The sequence below is a fragment of the Oxalobacteraceae sp. CFBP 8761 genome (assembly GCA_014841595.1).
GTDB lineage: Bacteria > Pseudomonadota > Gammaproteobacteria > Burkholderiales > Burkholderiaceae_D > Telluria.
Map to the genome: position 1 here is coordinate 1,880,867 of JACYUE010000001.1, position 18,038 is coordinate 1,898,904.

Below are 18,038 nucleotides of genomic sequence, written 5' to 3' on the forward strand. Positions count from 1 at the left end.
TGCGGACTTCGCGTGCGGCCTTCGCGTGCGGCCCTGCCCGTGTCAGAATGCTAATAAATGACATTCACGCGGGGGAGTTGGTATCATTGCATGCCTTCGCGTGGGGACTGCCCGCACACGTGGCATTTCGATTGAATCACCCAGTTCGCGGCAAGACCAGGACCGTGCGTCCGGCGCGACTTTCGCTATTGAGGCACAAGCAGCATGACTGATCTCCAAATGAGCCTGATCGCAGCCGGCGGCGTGTTCGTCGTCGGTGTCGTCACTTACAACAAATGGCAGGAGTACAAGGCCAGGAAAAGCGTCGAGCGCGCGTTCGCATCGGACCACGACGACGTGTTGATGCGCACCGGCGAAGGCGCGCCGGCCGCCGAACGCAGCGAGCCGATGTTCGACCTCGGCGTGCCGCCAGCGACGCTGCCAGCCAACCCGCCAGCGGCCCCTGTCACCGGCGCCGCCGCGTCCGTGAAGGACACCGAATTCACCTACACGCGTGTGAACGAGCCGACGCTCGATGCAGATGCGTTCACGGTCGCCGACACCAAGCCCGAGCCGCAGCTCGATGCGCCGGTATTGGGCGACACGCCGGCGCCGGTTGCCGCGCCAGCAGCCGAAGAAACACCTGTGCCTGTAACAAAGCCGGCACCTGCACCAGTCACGCCGGCGATGCCACCCGCGCCAGTTGTGCCGGCTGCACCAGCCGCACCAGCCGCACCCGTCGCGCCGCCGTCCTACCGCGCCGCCGGTTCCACCGCCGCGCAGGATGCCGTGGCCGCATCGCTTCCGGGCACCCGTCCTGGCATGCCACCCGCCGAACTGGCCGAATGCCTGGTCGATCCGCTGATCGACTGCATGATCCCGCTGGCGCTGGAGGCGCCGGTCCGCGGCGACAAGATCCTGCCGACGCTGCACGGCCTGCGCCGCGTGGGCAACAAGCCAATCCACTACATCGGCTTTGCCGTCAGCGGCGAGTGGGAACCGATCGTGCACGGCGGCGTGTACACCAAACTGCAGGCGGGCGTCCAGATGGCCACGCGCACCACGGCGCTGAATGAGCTCGAATACTCCGAACTCGTCACGCGCCTGCGCGCAGTGGGTGACGACATCGGCGCCGAGCCGCACGTGCCCGACATGATCGAAGTGATGAGCGAAGCACGCACGCTGCACCGTTTCGTCGCCGGTCACGACGCGCAGCTGAGCGTCAACCTGGCCGCCAACGGCGCGCCATGGGCGATGTCCACGCTGATCGGCGCGCTCGAGAACGCGGGCTTCGACGTGCGGCCCGACGGGCGCTTTGCAATGCCGGACCGCGACGGCCCGGGCAACAGCGTGCTGTTTACGCTCTCGACCAACGTCACGCTGGGCGCCGACACCACGTCGCGCCTGACGCTGCTGCTGGACGTGCCATGCGTGGCCCCGGCGCGCGATCCCTTCGGCCGTATGGTCGATACCGCGCGCGCACTCACGCAGCGCCTGGACGCGACCATCGTCGACGATAGCAACCAGCCGCTCGAAGCCGAAGCACTCGACGACATCAAGGGCCAGGTAGTCGAGTTCTACGCCGAAATGGACGCCGCCGACATCGCCGCCGGCTCGACCCGGGCACTGCGCCTGTTCTCCTGAGGACCGTGCCGTGACCGAGCAACACGATGCCCCGGCCCGGATGGCCTGGCTGGTCGCGGAACTGAACCGCGCCAGCTACAACTACCACGTGCTCGACGCCCCGATGATTCCGGACGCCGAGTACGATCGCCTGTACCACGAGCTTGCCGCGCTCGAGACGCTGCACCCCGAAGCGATCGCGCCCGATTCACCGACCCAGCGCGTGGGCGATGCGCCGATCGCCGAATTCGACCAGGTCACGCATGCAGTGCCGATGCTGTCGCTGAATAACGGCTTCGCCGACGAGGATGTCGACAACTTCGACCGCCGCGTGCGCGAAGGGCTCGAGACGCGCGAGGTCGCCTACAACGCCGAACTCAAATTCGACGGCCTGGCCATCAGCCTGCGCTATGAAAACGGCCGCTTCGTGCAGGCCGCCACGCGCGGCGACGGCTACACGGGCGAAGACGTCACTGCCAATATCCGCACCGTGCGCGTGATCCCGATGCGCCTGCATGGCGAGGCCGTGCCGGCCGTGCTCGAGGTGCGTGGTGAAGTGCTGATGTTCAAGCGCGACTTCGAGAGCCTGAACGAACGCCAGCGCGCCGCCGGCCACAAGGAATTCGCCAATCCACGCAACGCCGCCGCCGGCAGCCTGCGCCAGTTAGATGCGCGCATCACCAGTGCGCGCCGGCTGCGCTTTTTCGCCTATGGCGTCGGCCAGCTTGAAGCTGCGCAGGATGCGCTGCCCGTATCGCATTCGGCCATGCTCGACTGGCTCGATGCGCTCGGTCTGCCGGTCGCCAAGGAACGCCAGGTGGTCACTGGCCGCGATGGCCTGCTCGGGTTCTACCGCGACATCGGCGAGCGCCGCGCGTCGCTCCCGTACGAGATCGACGGCGTCGTCTATAAGGTCGACCGGCTGGACGATCAGCGTACGCTGGGCTTTGTTTCGCGCGCGCCCCGTTTCGCGCTGGCGCATAAATTCCCGGCCGAAGAAGCCTTGACCACGGTCCAGGCGATCGAGGTCCAGGTCGGCCGCACCGGCGCCATCACGCCGGTCGCGCGCCTGTTGCCCGTATCGGTCGGTGGCGTGACCGTCACCAACGCCACGCTGCACAATGAAGACGAAGTGCGGCGCAAGGACGTGCGGGTGGGCGACACGGTCATCGTGCGCCGCGCCGGCGACGTGATTCCCGAGGTGCTGGGTGTGGTGCTCGAACGCCGCCCGACGCCGGAACCTCCGGTCTACACCTTGCCGGCAACCTGCCCGGTGTGCGGCTCGCATGTCGTGCGCGAAGAAGGCGAAATCGTCGCGCGCTGCTCCGGCGGCCTGACCTGCGCCGCGCAGCGCAAAGAGGCGATCCGCCACTTCGCCGGCCGCCGCATGATGGACATCGAAGGGCTGGGCGACCGCTACATCGACAGTCTGGTCGAAGCGGACCTGGTCACCGGCGTGGCCGACCTGTACAAGCTGACGCAGGACGACCTGCTCAAGATGAAGCGCCTGGCCGACGAGGCCGACGCTGCAACCCCGGAAACCGTCCGGCAGGGCAAGGTGCCGACCAAATGGGCCGACAATCTGCTGGCGGCGATTGCCGCCAGCAAGGCGCCGCCGCTCGAACGCTTGCTGTTCGCACTGGGCATCCGCCACGTTGGCGAGTCCACCGCCAAGACACTGGCCGAGTATCTCGGTAGCCTGGCGCTGGTGCGCCGTGCCCCCGCCGCGCTGCTGCGCGTGCTGCCCGATATCGGCGGCACGGTGGCGCAGTCGATCGCCGACTTCTTCGCTGAACAAAAAAATCAGATTGCGCTGGATGCCTTGCTGGCGGCCGGCGTGGCGCCCAAGGGCGAGCATCCGCCCAAGGCCCAGCTGCGCGAGAAGCTCGACGAGATCAAGCTGCTGGCCGCGCTGGACATCCCGAAACTGACCGAGCCGCGCGCGCGCCAGATCATCGCCGCGGGCCAGACCCTGGACGCCATCGCCACACGTACCGACTTCGGGATCTTCGGCTTGCCGGCCACGGTGGCCAGCGCGCTCGAAGGCTGGCTGGCGGACGCGGCCAACCGCGATCTGGTGACGGCGCTGGCGGCCATGCGGCGCGAACTGCTCGATGCGGTGCCCGAAGCCGCGCCGACGCCTGAAGGCCCGTTGACCGGCAAGACGTTCGTGTTGACCGGGACGCTGCCGACCATGAGCCGCGACGCGGCCGGCGCGCTGATCGAAGCGGCCGGCGGCAAGATCGCCGGCTCGGTATCGAAGAAGACCTCGTACGTGGTGGCCGGTGCGGAGGCGGGCAGCAAGTTGGCCAAGGCCGAAGAACTGGGCGTCGCGATCCTGGACGAAGCGGCGCTGCTCGCGCTGCTCGGCCAATCATCCCCAACCTGACTGAACCCGATGACCCTGATCCGCAAAGCCGTATTTCCTGTGGCCGGCCTTGGCAGCCGCTTCCTGCCCGCGACCAAGGCGCAGCCGAAGGAAATGCTGCCGATCGTCGACAAGCCGCTGATCCAGTACGCGGTCGAAGAGGCGGTCGCCGCTGGCATCACGGAGCTGATTTTCATCACGGGCCGCAACAAGCGCGCGATCGAAGACCATTTCGACACCGCCTACGAGCTCGAGGCCGAACTGGAAGCGGCTGGCAAGCAGGCGCTGCTCGAGACGGTGCGCAATGTCATTCCGAAGAACGTCAACTGCATCTACATCCGCCAGTCCTCGCCTCTGGGCCTGGGCCACGCGGTGCTGTGCGCGCGCCCGGTGGTGGGCAACGATCCATTTGCCGTCCTGCTGGCCGACGACTTCATGGACACGGCCGCCGGCCACAAGCCGGTGCTGGCGCAGATGACCGACCTCTACACGTATGAGCGCAGCAGCATCCTGGCCGTACAGGACGTGCCACGCGAGCAGACGCGCCAGTACGGAATTGTCAGCGCCTCGCCATACCGTCCGAACCTCGAACTGGTGTCCGACATCATCGAGAAACCGCAGCCGGCCGATGCCCCGTCGACGCTGGCCGTCGTTGGCCGCTACGTGCTGTCGCCATCGATCTTCGGCTACCTCGAGACGATCGGCAAGGGCGCCGGCGGCGAAATCCAGCTGACCGACGGCATCGCCGCGCTGATGCAGGCCGAGCGCGTGCTGGCCTACCGCTACGCCGGCCAGCGCTACGACTGCGGCTCCAAACTTGGTTACCTGCAGGCGATGACGGCCATGGGCCTGAAACACCCCGAGACCGCCGAAGGCTTCCGCGCGTCGCTGACCGCGCTGCTGGCAGGAGAGGGGGCGCAATGACCGTACGAGCCATCCTGCGCATGGGCGATCCGCGCCTGCTGCGCGTGGCCCCGCCGGTCACGCAATTCGACACGCCCGAGCTGCACGCCCTGGTGGCGGACATGTTCGAGACCATGCATGCGGCCAAAGGCGTGGGCCTGGCCGCGCCGCAGATCGGCATCGATCTGCAGCTGGTGGTCTTCGGCTTCGCCAGCAACCAGCGCTATCCGGACGCGCCGCCGGTGCCGGAAACCGTGTTGATCAATCCCGTGCTCACGCCGATCGGCGAGGCGATGGAAGAGGGCGTCGAAGGCTGCCTGTCGATACCGGGCCTGCGCGGCAGCGTTCCGCGCTACGCGCGCCTGCATTACGAAGGCTTCGACCAGTTCGGCAAGCGCATCGCCGTTGACGCCGAAGGATTCCACGCGCGCGTGGTGCAGCATGAAGTCGATCATCTGCTGGGCATCCTGTACCCGTCGCGTATCCGCGACTTCAACCGCTTCGGCTTCACCGACGTGATGTTCCCTGACCTTGACCAGAAAGCCGACGCTTGATGCGCACCCTTTATCTGCTGGCGCTCCTGGGCGCGGCCCCGCTGGCGCACGGCGCCGACTTCTTCACGAAGATCGACCCGGCGCCAAAAAGCGAATTGTGGATCGACACAGGCTTTTACACGGCCCACTTCGACGGCGACAAGGACCTGAACAATAACAACAAGGGCCTGGCGCTCGAATACCGCTTCAGCGGCACGCTGGCCGCCACCGGCGGTCGCTTCTACAACAGCGACCGCGCCTGGTCGAACTACGCAGGCGTGATCTGGCAGCCATACGCAGTCGGACCGGTGCGCGTGGGCCTGGCGCTGGCGGCGTTCGACGGCTACCCGAAGACGCGCGACGGCGGCTGGTTCCCGGGCGTGATCCCGACGCTGACCTACGAGTACGAGCGCGTGGGCGTGAACGTCGGGATCATCCCGAACTACAAAGACCGCCTGTACGGCGGTATCTCGTTCCAGCTCAAGTTCAAACTGTTCCAACGATAAAGGCAAAAAGCGGGGGTCAGGTCTGACATTCGGACACGATCTCGACAGTCAGGTAGCCGAAACTCGCTGGCCGGTGCAAAAAGCGGGGGTCAGGTCTGACATTCGGACACGATCTCGACAGTCAGGTAGCCGAAACTCGCTGGCCGGGGCGATGCTAATCCCATGCAAGACACTAATGGAGGTGGCTAAAGCTGAGGCCGTGTCCGAATGTCAGACCTGACCCCGGCTGTGCTAAGGCAAAGGCTGAGGCCGTGTCCGAATGTCAGACCTGACCCCGGCTGTGCCGTTCACGCGTTCAGCGCCGGAGCGATCAGCTTTCCTTCGGATACGGACTCGGTCCGCCATCGGCGATGAATGCGTCGATCCGCTGCTGCAGCACTGGCAGAGGCACGGATCCCATGTGCAGCACGGTGTCGTGGAAGTTGCGGATATCGAACTTCGGCCCCAGCGCCTTTTCGGCCCGCGCGCGCGCTTCCTGGATCGCCATCTGGCCCAGGTAATACGACAGCGCCTGGCCCGGCCACGAGATGTAGCGATCCACTTCGGTTTCGACTTCGTGTTTCGACAGCGCTGTGTTCTCCATCAGGTAGGCCTGCGCCTGTTCGCGCGTCCAGCCCTTCGCATGCACGCCGGTATCGACCACGAGGCGTGACGCGCGCCAGGCCTGGTAGCTGAGCATCCCGAACACTTCATACGGCGTCTCATAGATGCCCATTTCGGCGCCCAGGCGCTCGGTGTACAGTGCCCAGCCTTCGCCATAGGCCGAGATGTACGCGCGGCGAAACGGTGGCACGCCTTTCTGCTCCTGCGCCAGCGGAATCTGGAAAGCATGGCCCGGCGCCGATTCGTGCAGCGTCAAGGCCGGCAGGCTGTAGAGCGGGCGCGCCGGCAGGTTATACGTGTTCACCCAATACATGCCTGGCCCGCCGCGGCCCGCAGTCCAGAATGGTGCCTGATCGTCCGGGACCGGCACGATCGCAAAGCGCCGGCGCGGCAGGTGGCCGAAGTACTGGTCGGCCTTGGCGTCGAAGCGCTTGGCGGTCCACGCCGCGCTCTTGAGCAGCTCTGCGGGCGTCTTGGCATAGAACTGCGGATCGGTGCGCAGGAATTGCAGGAAGGCCTGCAAGTCACCCTTGAACCCGACCTGCCGCATGATGTCATGCATCTCGGCGCGGATCTTTGCCATCTCGGCCAGGCCGATCGCATGGATCTGGTCGGCCGTCAGGCTGGTCGTCGTGAATTCGACGATCTTCGACTGGTAGTAATCCTTCCCGCCCGGCATGTCCTGGGCGGCCAGCGTGGTGCGGGCTTTTGGGACGTATTCGTCGCGGAAGAAGGCGAGGGTCTTGGCATGCGCCGGCTGTACCTTGCCGGCGATGATGGCGACGGCCTGGCGGCGCAGCGCTTCCTGCTCGGCCGCGGGCATGGTCGACGGCATCTCTTTGAACGGGCCGTAGAACACCGTGTCCTGCGGCGTTTTTGCCTCGGTTACCGACAGCAGCGTGCTTTCGCGGCCGGCCAGCGTGACCTTCGGCGGCGTGAAGCCGCGCGCCAGGCCCGCGCGCATATTGCCGATCTCCTCGTCGAAGTACGCCGGGATGCCTTCGAGCTGGTCAAGATAGGTGCGGTAAGCCTGCGTGGTCTTGAGCGGGCGGCGCGCGCTGTAAGTAACGCCGGTCCAGAACGCGCTGTCGGCATTGACCGGCTGCTCGAACTCGCGAAACACCTGGGCATCGTGCAGCGAGGCGATCTGCGCGCGATACACGGCGAAGTTGATGCGCTCTGCTGGCGACAGGCTGGCGGGCTTGATCGCATCGAGCTGTTTCAGGATGCCGGCCCAGTACACGCGGCGCGCTTCCTGCGCTGGCGCGTCGACCCGGGCGAAGCCGCGGCTGGCGTCCGGTGCATCCTCATCGCGTTCGAGCTTTTCGGCGACGCGCCACTTCCATTCCCGCGTATAGATGTCCTTGAAGCGCGCATCGGCTGGCGTTGCCTGCGCAGCCTTGCCCGCTGCAGGCACCGCCGCTATCGCTGCTGCTGGCGCCATGGCCAATCCCATTACCACGAAGGCCGTCGAGACGACGGCGCTGAGCTTCTTCTTTTCCATTGAATCCCAATCCATGAATGTGCATGATGCTCGGGAGCATGTTCGCCCGGCGCATGCCATCTTAGCGGGGAATGCCGGGAATGCCTACTGCATGCAAGCCGCCTCGTCACCGCGTATTGACGGGCTGCGGGTCGGCTTCCACGCCGTCTTTGTCCCCACCATCTACATGGGCTTTCAAAAGAAACGGTCGAAAGCCACGATATAATGTTGCCAACCTATCGCCGGGCACCACACGACGCGGGCGTACGACCAATCCGCACCGCAGCGTGCATGGACCTTTCATGATGATAACGGCCGCAATTGCTTTTCGATCCAGACATGATGACGAGTAAGGGTGATCCCGGCCGCTCTGTCGAGCACCTGTTACTCATTCAATCCTGGCGGCGTCTAGCCGACCAGTTGGGCCCACTCATTGGCGACAACGGTTTCTGCGCGCTGTATGGCCGGGCTCTGCGCCTCGTCGGTCCCGATTACACATGGCTGGCCTCCACTGCGCCGTGCCAGACCCGCGCCGCCCAAATCGACGCGCTGGACGACATGCTCGCCAGCGTTGCACCCGACCTCGCACAAGCGGCCCATGCGGCCCTGCTCCAGACGTTTACCAACCTGCTGGCGTCGCTGATCGGGCACGCACTTGCGCGGCGCCTGCTCGATGCCGCGGCAGTTGACGGAGAAGAGAAGAAAGTACAGGATCACAACTAATGAGCGACAAAGTATCACTTGGGAAATTGAGCACTGGTGTGCAAGGGCTCGATGTCCTGCTCGGTGGTGGACTGAGCGAGTTTTCGTTCAACCTGATCGCCGGGCCACCGGGTTCAGGCAAGACCACGCTGGCGCACCAGATCATGTTCTCCCTCGCGACCACCGAGCGGCGCGCCCTGTTCTTCACCGTGCTGGGCGAGCCGCCGCTGAAGATGCTGCGCTACCAGCAGCAGTACAGTTTCTTCGACATGCAGAAGGTCGGCACTGTGGTGCGTTACGTGAACCTGGCCGAAGACCTGCGCGCTGGCGACTTCAGCACCGTGCTGGCGCGCATGATGAAAGAGGTCGAGGACTTCGCACCGAGCCTCGTGTTCGTCGATTCGTTCCGCTCGGTCGCGCAGACGGCGCGCAGCGGCAATGAGGGCGTGGCCGACCTGCAGCACTTCATCCAGGATCTCGGCACGCGCATGACCAGCTGGCAAGCGACCACCTTCCTGATCGGCGAATATGCCAACAGCGATGCCGAGGCCAGTCCGATCATGACAGTGGCCGACGGCATGATCTCGCTGACGCCCGTCCATGACGACAATTCGGTGGTGCGCAAGATGCGCGTGGTGAAGATGCGCGGCCAGGCCCACATGAACGGCTCGCACACCTTCCGTATTACCAGCGACGGCATCCGCGTCTACCCACGCATGCTGCCGCCGCTGGCCCACGACCATCACGACGGCGCGCCGACCGACCGCGATCACAAGCGCATTCCGACCGGCACGCGCGACCTCGATGTACTGCTGCATGGCGGCCTGCCGCAGGGGCATTCGTTGCTGGTGACCGGCCCCAGCGGCTGCGGCAAGACCATCCTGGCCACGCGTTTCCTGCAAGAGGGCGTGCGCCAGGGCGAGAAGGGCGTGGCCCTGTCGTTCGAGAAAGGCACATCGCGCTTGCGCAATGCCGAACTGGCTGCGATGGTGGACGCGGGCGACGTGGTGGTGCTGGAAAGCCGGATGATCGACCTGACGGTCGACGAGGTACTCGAGGCGCTGAACGAAGCAATCGACCGCACCGGTGCGCGCCGGGTAGTGGTCGATTCGCTGTCCGAGCTGTCGTTGTACCTGGCGCCGGAAGGGCGCAACCAGTTGCGCTCCACCGTGTTCCAGATGCTCACGTCGCTGGTCAAGCGCAACGTCACGGTGCTGGTGACGATGGGGATGGACGACGACTTCACGCATCTGCGCTTCAGCCAGTCCGAAATCGCCTACCTGACCGATGCGGTCGTGCTGATGCGCTTTGGCGAAAGCGCCGGCCAGCTGCGCCGGTTCATTTCGGTGGTCAAGGTACGCGGCAGCAGCCACAGTCACGACCTGCGCGAATTCCATATCGACGACGCCGGCATCCACATCGATGCGATCAGCACCGCGCACGAGGGTGTGCTGCACGGGTTGCCGACCACACGCGGCGCCACCTGAGTGACTTCCATGCCGGCGCTTCCTGGCAACGAACCCGTCACGGCCGAGAGCCGTCTCGCGCAGCTCGAGCGCGAGAACGCGCAGTTGCGGCGCGAGCTGTCAGCCAGCACGGCGCTGGCTGACAGCCTGCGCGAGGCCAACGAACACCTGGTGCTGGCGGCGGTCGATGCGCAAACCTCGCGCGACGATGCCGAGGACAACAACCGGCGCCAGAACGAGTTCCTTGCCATGCTGGCGCACGAACTGCGCAATCCGCTGGTACCGATCAGCGTCTCGGCAGGCCTGCTCGAACGGGGCCCGGTCGCCTCGTTACCGCTGGCGCGCCTGACGGCCGTGATCCAGCGCCAGGTGGACCATATGGCGCGCCTGCTCGACGATCTGCTCGATGCTGCGCGCCTGAGCAGCGGCAAGATCACGCTGGCGATCGAGCCATTGCGCCTGGCTGAAGTGCTCGAACACGCCGCCGAGACGATCATGCCGCGCGTGCGCGAGCGCAGGCAGAGCCTCACGATCACCCACGACGAGCGCAATCTGGTCGTCGACGGTGACCGCGTGCGCCTGACGCAGGTCTTCACCAATCTGCTCAACAACGCCTCGAAGTACACGCAGGATGGTGGCCGCGTTGCCGTCTGCGTGCGCTGCGGCGAGGGCATCGCGGTCACGATTGCCGACAATGGCGCCGGCATGTCGGACGAGACCATCGGGCGCGCGTTCGAGCTGTTCACGCAGGGACCGCGCACGCTGGCGCGCTCGGAGGGCGGACTGGGCGTGGGCCTGAACGTCGTGCGCAATCTGGTGAGCATGCATGGCGGCAGCGTGACTGCCGGCAGCGACGGCCCGGGGCAGGGCAGCACCTTCATCGTGAGGCTGCCGCAATCGTCGGCCGCTGCCCCGCTTGCTCCCACCACGGCGCCATCGCATGCGGCCAGCGCCACGCGCCGCATCCTGGTCATTGAAGACAATGGCGACGCCGCCGACGTGCTGCGCATGTTGCTCGAGCTCGAGGGCCACCAGGTCGAGATCGCGGCCGAGGGGCACGCTGGCCTGGCACTCGCACTTGAAGGACGTTTCGACGCCATCGTCTGCGACATCGGCCTGCCCGGCATCGATGGCCTGGAGCTGATGACGCGCCTGCGCGCCGCGCAACCGGTCCCGCGGCCGCTGACGGTGGCGCTGTCGGGCTATGGCCAACCGAGTGACCGCGCGCGTGCGCTGGCCGCCGGGTTCGATCGTTACCTGGTCAAGCCGGTGGCGCCGGCGACGCTCGTCGAGGCGCTGGCTGGCGTGTCGGCCGCCTCAGCGTAAATAGACTTCATTCCCCATGCATCATGAAACAAATCACGTGCAGACCCTGCACGCTTGACATGTAAAACGATCGTTGTACACTTGAGTCATGGACAAGAAAACTACGATGGCTGCAGCAGCAGCACAGCTGTTCGCGCGGGAAGGCTTGCGCGGCATCGGCGTTGATCACATCGGCGCCACGGTCGGCGCATCCACCCGTACGCTCTACAAGCATTTCGGTTCGCGCGATGGGCTGGTCATGGCAGCGCTCGAATCGCGGCATGCGGCATTCATGGCTCTCCTGAATCATGACGACGCAGAGACCGGTACCGTTGAATCGCTGTTCGATACGCTCGAACAATGGTCGGACAAATTCGGTGCCTCGGGCTGTCTGCTGCTGCGGGCGGGCAATGAATACTTGGGTGCGAACGACGACATCGTGGCCCTGGTGCGCGGACAAAAAGCCGCATTTTTCAGGGAAATCACCAGGCGCGTCAATCACGCGCTGGGACATGATGACGCGCTGTTGTCCTCCCAGATCTGGATCCTGTTCGAAGGCGCCACGGCCATCGCCAGCCTGGACAATACGGCGGTGATTCGCGCTGCCAAGGCTGCCGCCAAATCCCTGATGGCCCATGCTGGCAAGCACAGTGAAGCATAACGTCAACCTGCTGGCGGCGGCTTTCGCGCTGACTGCCGTCTCGTACGGGCTCGCGCGCTTTGCCTTCGGGCTGCTGCTGCCGCAGATACGCACTGAGCTATCCCTCGATATCGGCACCACGGGCTGGATCGGCAGCAGCGCGTTCGTCGCGTATTGCATTGGCGTGTGCATCACCGCCGCGTTGAACCGTGTGTGCTCGCCACGGGCGCTTGCCTTTGCCGCGGGATTGGCGTCGACCATTGGCATGGTCATCATCACGTTGTCTGCGAGCGGGATAGTCCTGGGACTGGGTGTCGCGCTGGCAGGCCTGAGTACCGGCCTGACCTCGCCGCCACTGGCGACGGCGGTGTCATTGCAATTTGACGATGCACACCGGCCGAAGGCCAATGCCATCATCAATGCGGGCACCGCAGCGGGCATCGTGTTGTCAGGCCTGGCGAGCCTGCTCGCATTCGGTGGCTGGCGCGAACTGTATATCCTTTTTGCGGCGATCAGCTGCGCAGTCGCGGTGTGGGTGTTGTATGCCGTGCCAACGGGGCACGAACGCACCGCGAGCGAGCCCATTTCATTTGCCATCTTCAAGCGCCCCGGCATGCTGGCGCTCTGCACGGGCAGCTTTTTGATGGGCTTGTCGAGTACTGCAATCTGGACATTCGGCGGCAGCCTGTTGCGGGACGAATTCAACTTCACGCAAACCGATATCGCCTGGGTCTGGGTGGCGCTTGGTCTGGCTGGCGTAACTGGCGCGATGACGGGCGTCTTCGTGCAGCGGTTCGGCCTCGTGCGGGTTCATTGGGTTTCCCTGGCCGGCATGGCGGCGGGGATGATTGGCCTGTCCTTCACGTCGGTCTCGGTGGCATTCGCTTTCATCAGCGTCGCGCTGTTCGGCGCTTCATATATCACGTTGTCCGGCGCGTTTCTGATCCAGGGCATCCGGCTGCTTCCGGATCGGCCCGATCTGGGACTGGGTATCCCGTTTCTGATTCTCGCCGCAGGCCAGAGCGCGGGATCGCCATTGTTTGGCGCATTGTTGACCGGTTGGGGCGTGGGCATTGCGTTGCCTGTCTTTGCAGGGGCGGCTTTGCTGTCGGGTTGTATTCGTCCATGGCACTCTGCGGATAACGCCTTTGTTGCGCCTTGACGTTCATTCCAAAACCAGGCGTGTGCCGATTCTGCGCGTTGCCCATGCCGGGAGGCTATTCCAGCGAGACGCCCAGCTGCTTGATCAGCCCGTCGCGGTCTTGCTCCAGCGCCACCAGCACGGTCTCGTTCTCGAACAAAAAACGATAGCGTGCCTGCTTGCCGTTTCCTTCGCTGCTGCGTGCCAGCACGTCGACGTTGCGTAATGGCCCGTAATCACGGAACTCGGTGGCAATCTGCGTGACCCATCGCTGATTGAATCGGCCGCGTTCGCTTTCGGACAGGCCTGCGGGAATCTGTCCTGCAGCCAGCTCGCCAATCACCTTGCGCGCGCCGGCGGTGTCGGCAGGCGCGCGGTCTGCAATGGCCGGCGGGCGCGGATCAGCCAGTGCGGGCACGTAGTGCGCGGCGATCATGTCCGCGATCTTGCCCTGGCGTGCAGCAGCCGAATTGGCCAGTACCACCACCGTGAGGCGTTCATCGGGGTAGCGCGCGAGGGCTGCCTTGAAGCCTTGCCAGACGCCGCCATGCTGGACAACACGGTGGCCCTGCTGGCGGCCCACGTACCAACCCAGGCCGTAGGGAGCACTGCTGCCGTCATTCAGGCGCGCCGGCGTCCAGCTGGCGGCCTTGGCATGGGCATCGAGAACGGCATCGCCGTCGAGCGCCATGCTCCAGCGCGCCAGGTCGCGGGCGCTCAGCTGGATCGTGCCGTCGGCAGTGCGGTTCTGACTGGGCGCCACCCAGCGCTGATTCTGCAGTTTGCCGTCGATCCGCTCGTAGCCCGCGGCGCGGCCCGGTACGATGTCCGATTCGCTGATCACGCCCGCGGTCGTCATGCCAAGCGGCGCAAAGATGCGTTCTTCAAGCTGGTCGCCGAAATATTTACCGCCAACCCGGTTGCAAATGAAGCCGAGCAGGTGGTAGCCGGCATTGCTATAGGCAAAGCGCTCTCCGGGGGCAGATAACAGGGGCAAGGACGCCTCCAGTGCGATCAGTTCATCATCGCTGTAATCCTTGCGCAGGTCGATTTTCGTGTAGGGGTCGCCGAGGCCGGACGTGTGCGTGAGCAGGTGGCGAATCGTGATGCCCTTCCAGGCGATCGGCGTGTTGTCCAGGTAGCGCGAGATCGGGTCGTCGAGTGTCAGCTTGCCGTCTTTCTCGAGCAGCAGCACCAATGCAGCCGTGAACGTCTTGCCGGTCGACGCGGACTGGAAAACGGTGTCCGGCGTGACCGGCACGCGGTGCTCCACGTTGGCCAGGCCATAGCCCCGTTCACGCACGATCTTGCCGTCCTTGACCACGACCACCGCCAGACCCGGTACCTGACGTGCCAGCATCATGCGTTCAATGGCAGCGTCAAGGGCGTCGGCATGGGCTGTACCCGCCGAGAACGCGGCCAGCAGGACGACTGAAATCGATATGCGCATTGTGCATTCACCTCTTTGAGTGGAAACAGCGGGCATTACAAACGGCTTGGAATGGTACCAATGGGCCGCCTTTTGAAGATGGCATAATACGGGATGCACGTGCTGGACTGCAGACCTTATTCGCGGATAGACCCAGCCTGAATATTCATGACGGGCTGCAGAAAATTAAACGGAGCAATATGCAAGACGTTTCCTGGTATTGGATTGCTTCAGCTGGCCTGATTGGCATGACCGCACTCTATCTCGCTTTCCGCCTTTCCAATCAGCGATGGCCGCGAGTAATGGCCGCGACAGCGGCTGGTGTAGTCGTTTGTGTTTATGCCGGCGACGTCAGCGCACTTCGGGCTATTTTGCTGTCTGGTGCCATTTTGACGATCTGCAGTGCGACAGCCCAGCGCAAATAGCCGTGCCGCTCCCTGAACATGGCGTGACATGATCAGGCGATGTCGGCCATGACTATCGGCTATGCCCAGCTCAAGCCTTTTTCAGGGCAAAGCATTCGTGCCTTGACCCGGAGATTCAGGTTGATTTGCAGCTTGAATGTTCAACAGAGGCTGCGTCAGTTCGATCAGATTGCCCCATGGATCGCTGAAAAAAGCGAAACGCAGCGCCAGTCCGGGTGCGTCGCGCGGTTCGCTGACAATCCTCACATCACGACGTCTCAGTTCACCGATCGCGGCATCGACATCCTCGACGCGCAGGCACAGATGGTGCCATCCGGCGACCGCATGGGTATCGATCAGCTGGTCGTACCCGGGACGCGGCGCGCAGCCGGGCCCTGCAATCAACTCGATGCGAAAACCGTCGTCAGCAGCAGGAGCAAGAAAAGCCAGTGTCTTTTCACCCAGTGCCATGGTGCGCATCAGGCGGAAATCGAGCGTGCCGGTGTACCAGGCTGCAGCGGCTTCAAAGTCCGGCACGCGCAGTCCGACATGGTCGCCTCGCCATGAGGTAAACGGGCTCGTTGGATTGGTCGACGTGACGTCGTTGGATGCTGGCATGGCGTTCTTTCAAAAGGGTCGCAAACGAATCAGCCAGAAGAACGGCGCTATTTGTGCGTTCTCTCCAGCGATCACTGGGCGCCTGGATACGCCGCCTGTCGAGCGGTCGGATCCGGCGCAACCCAGTGTAGAAGAGGCCAGCCAGTTTGATAAGACGGCGGTTTCAGAATAGACTGATCGCCATGAAGAACAATCGCGAGCCATCCCTGGACGATCTTGCCGTATTTATTGCGGTGTGCGATGCGAAGGGATTCCGCGCCGCCGCCAAACGGCTGGGACTGGCCCCGTCGAATGTCAGCGACACCATCACGCGTCTGGAAAAGCAGCTTGGCTTGCCCCTCCTGACCCGAAACACGCGCAGCGTGACGCCAACCGAAGCAGGGCGCGAGCTGGAAGCCCGCTTGGGCCCCTTGTTATCCCAGACGCGCGCTGCCCTGCAAGAGCTCAGCGCCGCGTCGACGTCAGTGAGCGGATTGCTGAAACTGAATGTGGCCGGTTCGGTCATGGTCGATATCCTGCCGCCGTTGATCGACCGCTTTCTAGCCGCGCACCCTGCAGTGCGCGTGGAGCTGGTCGTGGACGACCGGCTGACGGATACGATTGCCCAGGGTTGTGCTGCCGGCATCCGCTATCCCGAACATCTTGCGAAGGACATGATTGCGGTGCCCATCGGGCCGCGCTACCAGGAGCTGGCGCTGGCCGCGGCGCCAGCGTATCTGCGGGCGCATGGCCACCCCGGGCATCCCCGCGACGTCATGGGACACCAGTGCGTGCGCCTGCGTTTTGCCAGCGGCGCGCTCACTGCCTGGGACTTCGAGCGCGATGGCGAAAAAATCACCGTCGATCCTGCGAGCCGATTGATCATCGGCGTCGATGCAGCTGCTGCCGCTATCGAACTGGCGCGTGCCGGGCATGGATTGATCTGCACTTTCAGGAACTGGCTCGATCCGTATTTCGAGAACGGCAGTCTCGAACCTGTCCTGACAACGTGGTGGCAACGATTCGATGGCCCCAAGCTGTATTTCCCGAGCCGACGCATGCCGGCGCCGTTGCGCGCCTTCATCGACCTGGTCGCAGCATCGCCGGTGTCCGAGGGTTGACGGTGCCGGGCCTTCAGCGCCCCAGCTGCCGCGCCAGCCGCGCCACCGCTTCCTCGATCCGCTCATATTTCGTCGCATACGAAAAGCGCACATGCTGCGCAGGAGCCGCTACACCAAAATCGTCCCCCGGCACGATCGCCACGTGCGCGTCATTGAGCAGCGCCATGCTCAGCGCCGCACTGTCGCCGCGCAGCGGATGGTCGAGCGCGCTGATGTCGGCGTACACATAGAACGCACCGTCGGGCATCACCGGCACCCCGAACCCAAGCTCGCGCAAGGCGGGCACCAGATAGTCGCGGCGGCGCTGGAATTCCTGGCGGCGTGCTTCGAAGATCGCCAGCGCTTCGGGCTGGAAGCAGGCCAGCGCCGCATGCTGGGCGATCGTCGGCGCGCAGATGAACAGGTTCTGGGCCAGCTTTTCGAACACGGGCACCAGGCTGTCGGGCACCACGAGCCAGCCAAGGCGCCAGCCGGTCATGTTGAAGTATTTCGAGAAGCTGTTCACGGTGATGACATCCGGGTCCAGCGCCAGCGCGCTGACCGGCACGTGGTCGTACGACAGACCCTGGTAAATCTCGTCGACGATGGCAAAGCCGCCCCGTGTGCGCACGGCAGCGAGCATGTCGCGCAGCTGCGCCGGTGTCATCGACGTGCCCGTGGGGTTGGAGGGCGAGGCCACCAGCACGCCGCGCGTGCGCGCCGTCCAGCGCTCGTGCACATGGTGCGCGCCGAGCTGGTAGCGGTCCTCGAACGAGGAGGGCACCAGGATCGGCGTGCCGCCGAAGCTGGTCACAAAATGGCGGTTGCACGGGTACGAGGGATCGGGCATCAGGACCTCGTCGCCCTGGCCGACCAGCGCGGCGCAGGCCAGCAGCAGGCCGGCCGAGGCGCCAGCGGTGATGACGATGCGGCGTGGATCGATGGTCAGGCCCTGTGTGGCCGCGTAGTGGCCCGAGATGGCGGTGCGCAGCTCGGGCAGGCCGAGCGACTCGGTGTATTGGGTGACGCCGCCGCGGATCGCGGCCACGGCCGCATCGGCGACGATGTCGGGCGCCGTGAAATCGGGCTCGCCGACGCTCATGCTGATGATGTCGTGGCCCGCGCGCCGCAGCAGCGCGGCGGCCTTGACCATCTCCATGACGCGAAACGGTTCGATGGCGTGCACGCGCTGTGCGACCTGCAGATTGGTGTCGAGGGAATTGGAAGACATGATGGCCGGATCGGAAAAGAACAAT

The 18,038-nt window shown here is 64.7% G+C and carries 16 protein-coding genes; 12 read left to right on the plus strand and 4 right to left on the minus strand.

Going from position 1 to position 18,038, the window contains the following annotated elements; all coding sequences use genetic code 11:
• Window positions 1-204 precede the first annotated feature (204 nt).
• The 5 genes from IFU00_08310 to IFU00_08330 are packed head-to-tail and all read left to right on the plus strand — an operon-like array spanning window position 205 to window position 5,912.
• Window positions 205-1,623: a cell division protein gene (locus IFU00_08310; GenBank protein ID MBD8542280.1), complete on the plus strand. Its 1,419-nt coding sequence runs from the start codon at window positions 205-207 to the stop codon at window positions 1,621-1,623.
• A 40-nt stretch (window positions 1,624-1,663) separates the two neighbouring features.
• The gene (gene ligA, locus IFU00_08315; GenBank protein ID MBD8542281.1) at window positions 1,664-3,991 is read left to right on the plus strand and encodes an NAD-dependent DNA ligase LigA; all 2,328 of its coding nucleotides are present in this window, start codon (window positions 1,664-1,666) and stop codon (window positions 3,989-3,991) included.
• 9 nt (window positions 3,992-4,000) lie between these two features.
• On the plus strand, window positions 4,001-4,894 hold the full coding sequence (galU, locus tag IFU00_08320) for a UTP--glucose-1-phosphate uridylyltransferase GalU (protein ID MBD8542282.1): 894 nt from the start codon (window positions 4,001-4,003) through the stop codon (window positions 4,892-4,894).
• Window positions 4,891-5,427 (plus strand): peptide deformylase, encoded by a 537-nt coding sequence (locus IFU00_08325; GenBank protein ID MBD8542283.1) that lies wholly within the window; start codon window positions 4,891-4,893, stop codon window positions 5,425-5,427. The genes galU and IFU00_08325 overlap by 4 nt, the downstream gene beginning before the upstream one ends.
• Window positions 5,424-5,912 (plus strand): hypothetical protein, encoded by a 489-nt coding sequence (locus tag IFU00_08330; protein MBD8542284.1) that lies wholly within the window; start codon window positions 5,424-5,426, stop codon window positions 5,910-5,912. The genes IFU00_08325 and IFU00_08330 overlap by 4 nt, the downstream gene beginning before the upstream one ends.
• Before the next feature lie 310 nt (window positions 5,913-6,222).
• On the opposite strand, the gene IFU00_08335 is transcribed toward IFU00_08330, so the two are convergent.
• On the minus strand, window positions 6,223-8,019 hold the full coding sequence (locus tag IFU00_08335; protein MBD8542285.1) for a DUF885 family protein: 1,797 nt from the start codon (window positions 8,017-8,019) through the stop codon (window positions 6,223-6,225).
• A 318-nt stretch (window positions 8,020-8,337) separates the two neighbouring features.
• On the opposite strand from IFU00_08335, the gene IFU00_08340 reads away from it, so the two are divergent.
• The 5 genes from IFU00_08340 to IFU00_08360 all read left to right on the plus strand — a co-directional run bounded on the left by IFU00_08340 (window position 8,338) and on the right by IFU00_08360 (window position 13,273).
• Window positions 8,338-8,721, plus strand: a complete 384-nt coding sequence (locus tag IFU00_08340; protein MBD8542286.1) for a hypothetical protein — start codon at window positions 8,338-8,340, stop codon at window positions 8,719-8,721.
• Window positions 8,721-10,187, plus strand: coding sequence for an AAA family ATPase (locus IFU00_08345; protein ID MBD8542287.1), 1,467 nt, complete (start codon window positions 8,721-8,723; stop codon window positions 10,185-10,187). Before IFU00_08340 ends, IFU00_08345 begins: the two co-directional genes overlap by 1 nt.
• The gene (locus IFU00_08350; GenBank protein MBD8542288.1) at window positions 10,188-11,492 is read left to right on the plus strand and encodes a response regulator; all 1,305 of its coding nucleotides are present in this window, start codon (window positions 10,188-10,190) and stop codon (window positions 11,490-11,492) included.
• Window positions 11,493-11,580: 88 nt separating this feature from the next.
• Entirely contained in the window at window positions 11,581-12,132 is a 552-nt protein-coding gene (locus IFU00_08355; GenBank protein MBD8542289.1) for a TetR/AcrR family transcriptional regulator, read from the plus strand.
• Complete coding sequence (locus IFU00_08360) at window positions 12,107-13,273, plus strand: MFS transporter (protein ID MBD8542290.1); 1,167 nt, start codon at window positions 12,107-12,109, stop codon at window positions 13,271-13,273. Before IFU00_08355 ends, IFU00_08360 begins: the two co-directional genes overlap by 26 nt.
• Before the next feature lie 55 nt (window positions 13,274-13,328).
• On the opposite strand, the gene IFU00_08365 is transcribed toward IFU00_08360, so the two are convergent.
• Window positions 13,329-14,702, minus strand: a complete 1,374-nt coding sequence (locus IFU00_08365) for a beta-lactamase family protein (protein ID MBD8542291.1) — start codon at window positions 14,700-14,702, stop codon at window positions 13,329-13,331.
• On the opposite strand from IFU00_08365, the gene IFU00_08370 reads away from it, so the two are divergent.
• Window positions 14,702-15,106, plus strand: coding sequence for a hypothetical protein (locus tag IFU00_08370; GenBank protein ID MBD8542292.1), 405 nt, complete (start codon window positions 14,702-14,704; stop codon window positions 15,104-15,106). The two genes, IFU00_08365 and IFU00_08370, sit on opposite strands and share 1 nt — an antisense overlap.
• Before the next feature lie 81 nt (window positions 15,107-15,187).
• Here the strand turns inward: IFU00_08370 and IFU00_08375 are convergent, their stop codons facing one another.
• On the minus strand, window positions 15,188-15,703 hold the full coding sequence (locus tag IFU00_08375) for a VOC family protein (GenBank protein MBD8542293.1): 516 nt from the start codon (window positions 15,701-15,703) through the stop codon (window positions 15,188-15,190).
• Window positions 15,704-15,885: 182 nt separating this feature from the next.
• Between IFU00_08375 and IFU00_08380 the strand changes: the two genes are divergently transcribed.
• Window positions 15,886-16,803, plus strand: coding sequence for a LysR family transcriptional regulator (locus IFU00_08380; GenBank protein MBD8542294.1), 918 nt, complete (start codon window positions 15,886-15,888; stop codon window positions 16,801-16,803).
• A gap of 13 nt (window positions 16,804-16,816) precedes the next feature.
• Here the strand turns inward: IFU00_08380 and IFU00_08385 are convergent, their stop codons facing one another.
• On the minus strand, window positions 16,817-18,013 hold the full coding sequence (locus IFU00_08385) for a pyridoxal phosphate-dependent aminotransferase (GenBank protein ID MBD8542295.1): 1,197 nt from the start codon (window positions 18,011-18,013) through the stop codon (window positions 16,817-16,819).
• Window positions 18,014-18,038: the final 25 nt, after the last annotated feature.

Coding starts and splice junctions, on each gene's coding strand:
- IFU00_08310 (MBD8542280.1), top strand. CDS start 205: ATGACTGATCTCCAAATGAGCCTGATCGCAGCCGGCGGCGTGTTCGTC.
- ligA (MBD8542281.1), top strand. CDS start 1,664: ATGGCCTGGCTGGTCGCGGAACTGAACCGCGCCAGCTACAACTACCAC.
- galU (MBD8542282.1), top strand. CDS start 4,001: ATGACCCTGATCCGCAAAGCCGTATTTCCTGTGGCCGGCCTTGGCAGC.
- IFU00_08325 (MBD8542283.1), top strand. CDS start 4,891: ATGACCGTACGAGCCATCCTGCGCATGGGCGATCCGCGCCTGCTGCGC.
- IFU00_08335 (MBD8542285.1), bottom strand. CDS start 8,019: ATGGAAAAGAAGAAGCTCAGCGCCGTCGTCTCGACGGCCTTCGTGGTA.
- IFU00_08340 (MBD8542286.1), top strand. CDS start 8,338: ATGATGACGAGTAAGGGTGATCCCGGCCGCTCTGTCGAGCACCTGTTA.
- IFU00_08345 (MBD8542287.1), top strand. CDS start 8,721: ATGAGCGACAAAGTATCACTTGGGAAATTGAGCACTGGTGTGCAAGGG.
- IFU00_08355 (MBD8542289.1), top strand. CDS start 11,581: ATGGACAAGAAAACTACGATGGCTGCAGCAGCAGCACAGCTGTTCGCG.
- IFU00_08360 (MBD8542290.1), top strand. CDS start 12,107: ATGCTGGCAAGCACAGTGAAGCATAACGTCAACCTGCTGGCGGCGGCT.
- IFU00_08365 (MBD8542291.1), bottom strand. CDS start 14,702: ATGCGCATATCGATTTCAGTCGTCCTGCTGGCCGCGTTCTCGGCGGGT.
- IFU00_08375 (MBD8542293.1), bottom strand. CDS start 15,703: ATGCCAGCATCCAACGACGTCACGTCGACCAATCCAACGAGCCCGTTT.
- IFU00_08380 (MBD8542294.1), top strand. CDS start 15,886: ATGAAGAACAATCGCGAGCCATCCCTGGACGATCTTGCCGTATTTATT.
- IFU00_08385 (MBD8542295.1), bottom strand. CDS start 18,013: ATGTCTTCCAATTCCCTCGACACCAATCTGCAGGTCGCACAGCGCGTG.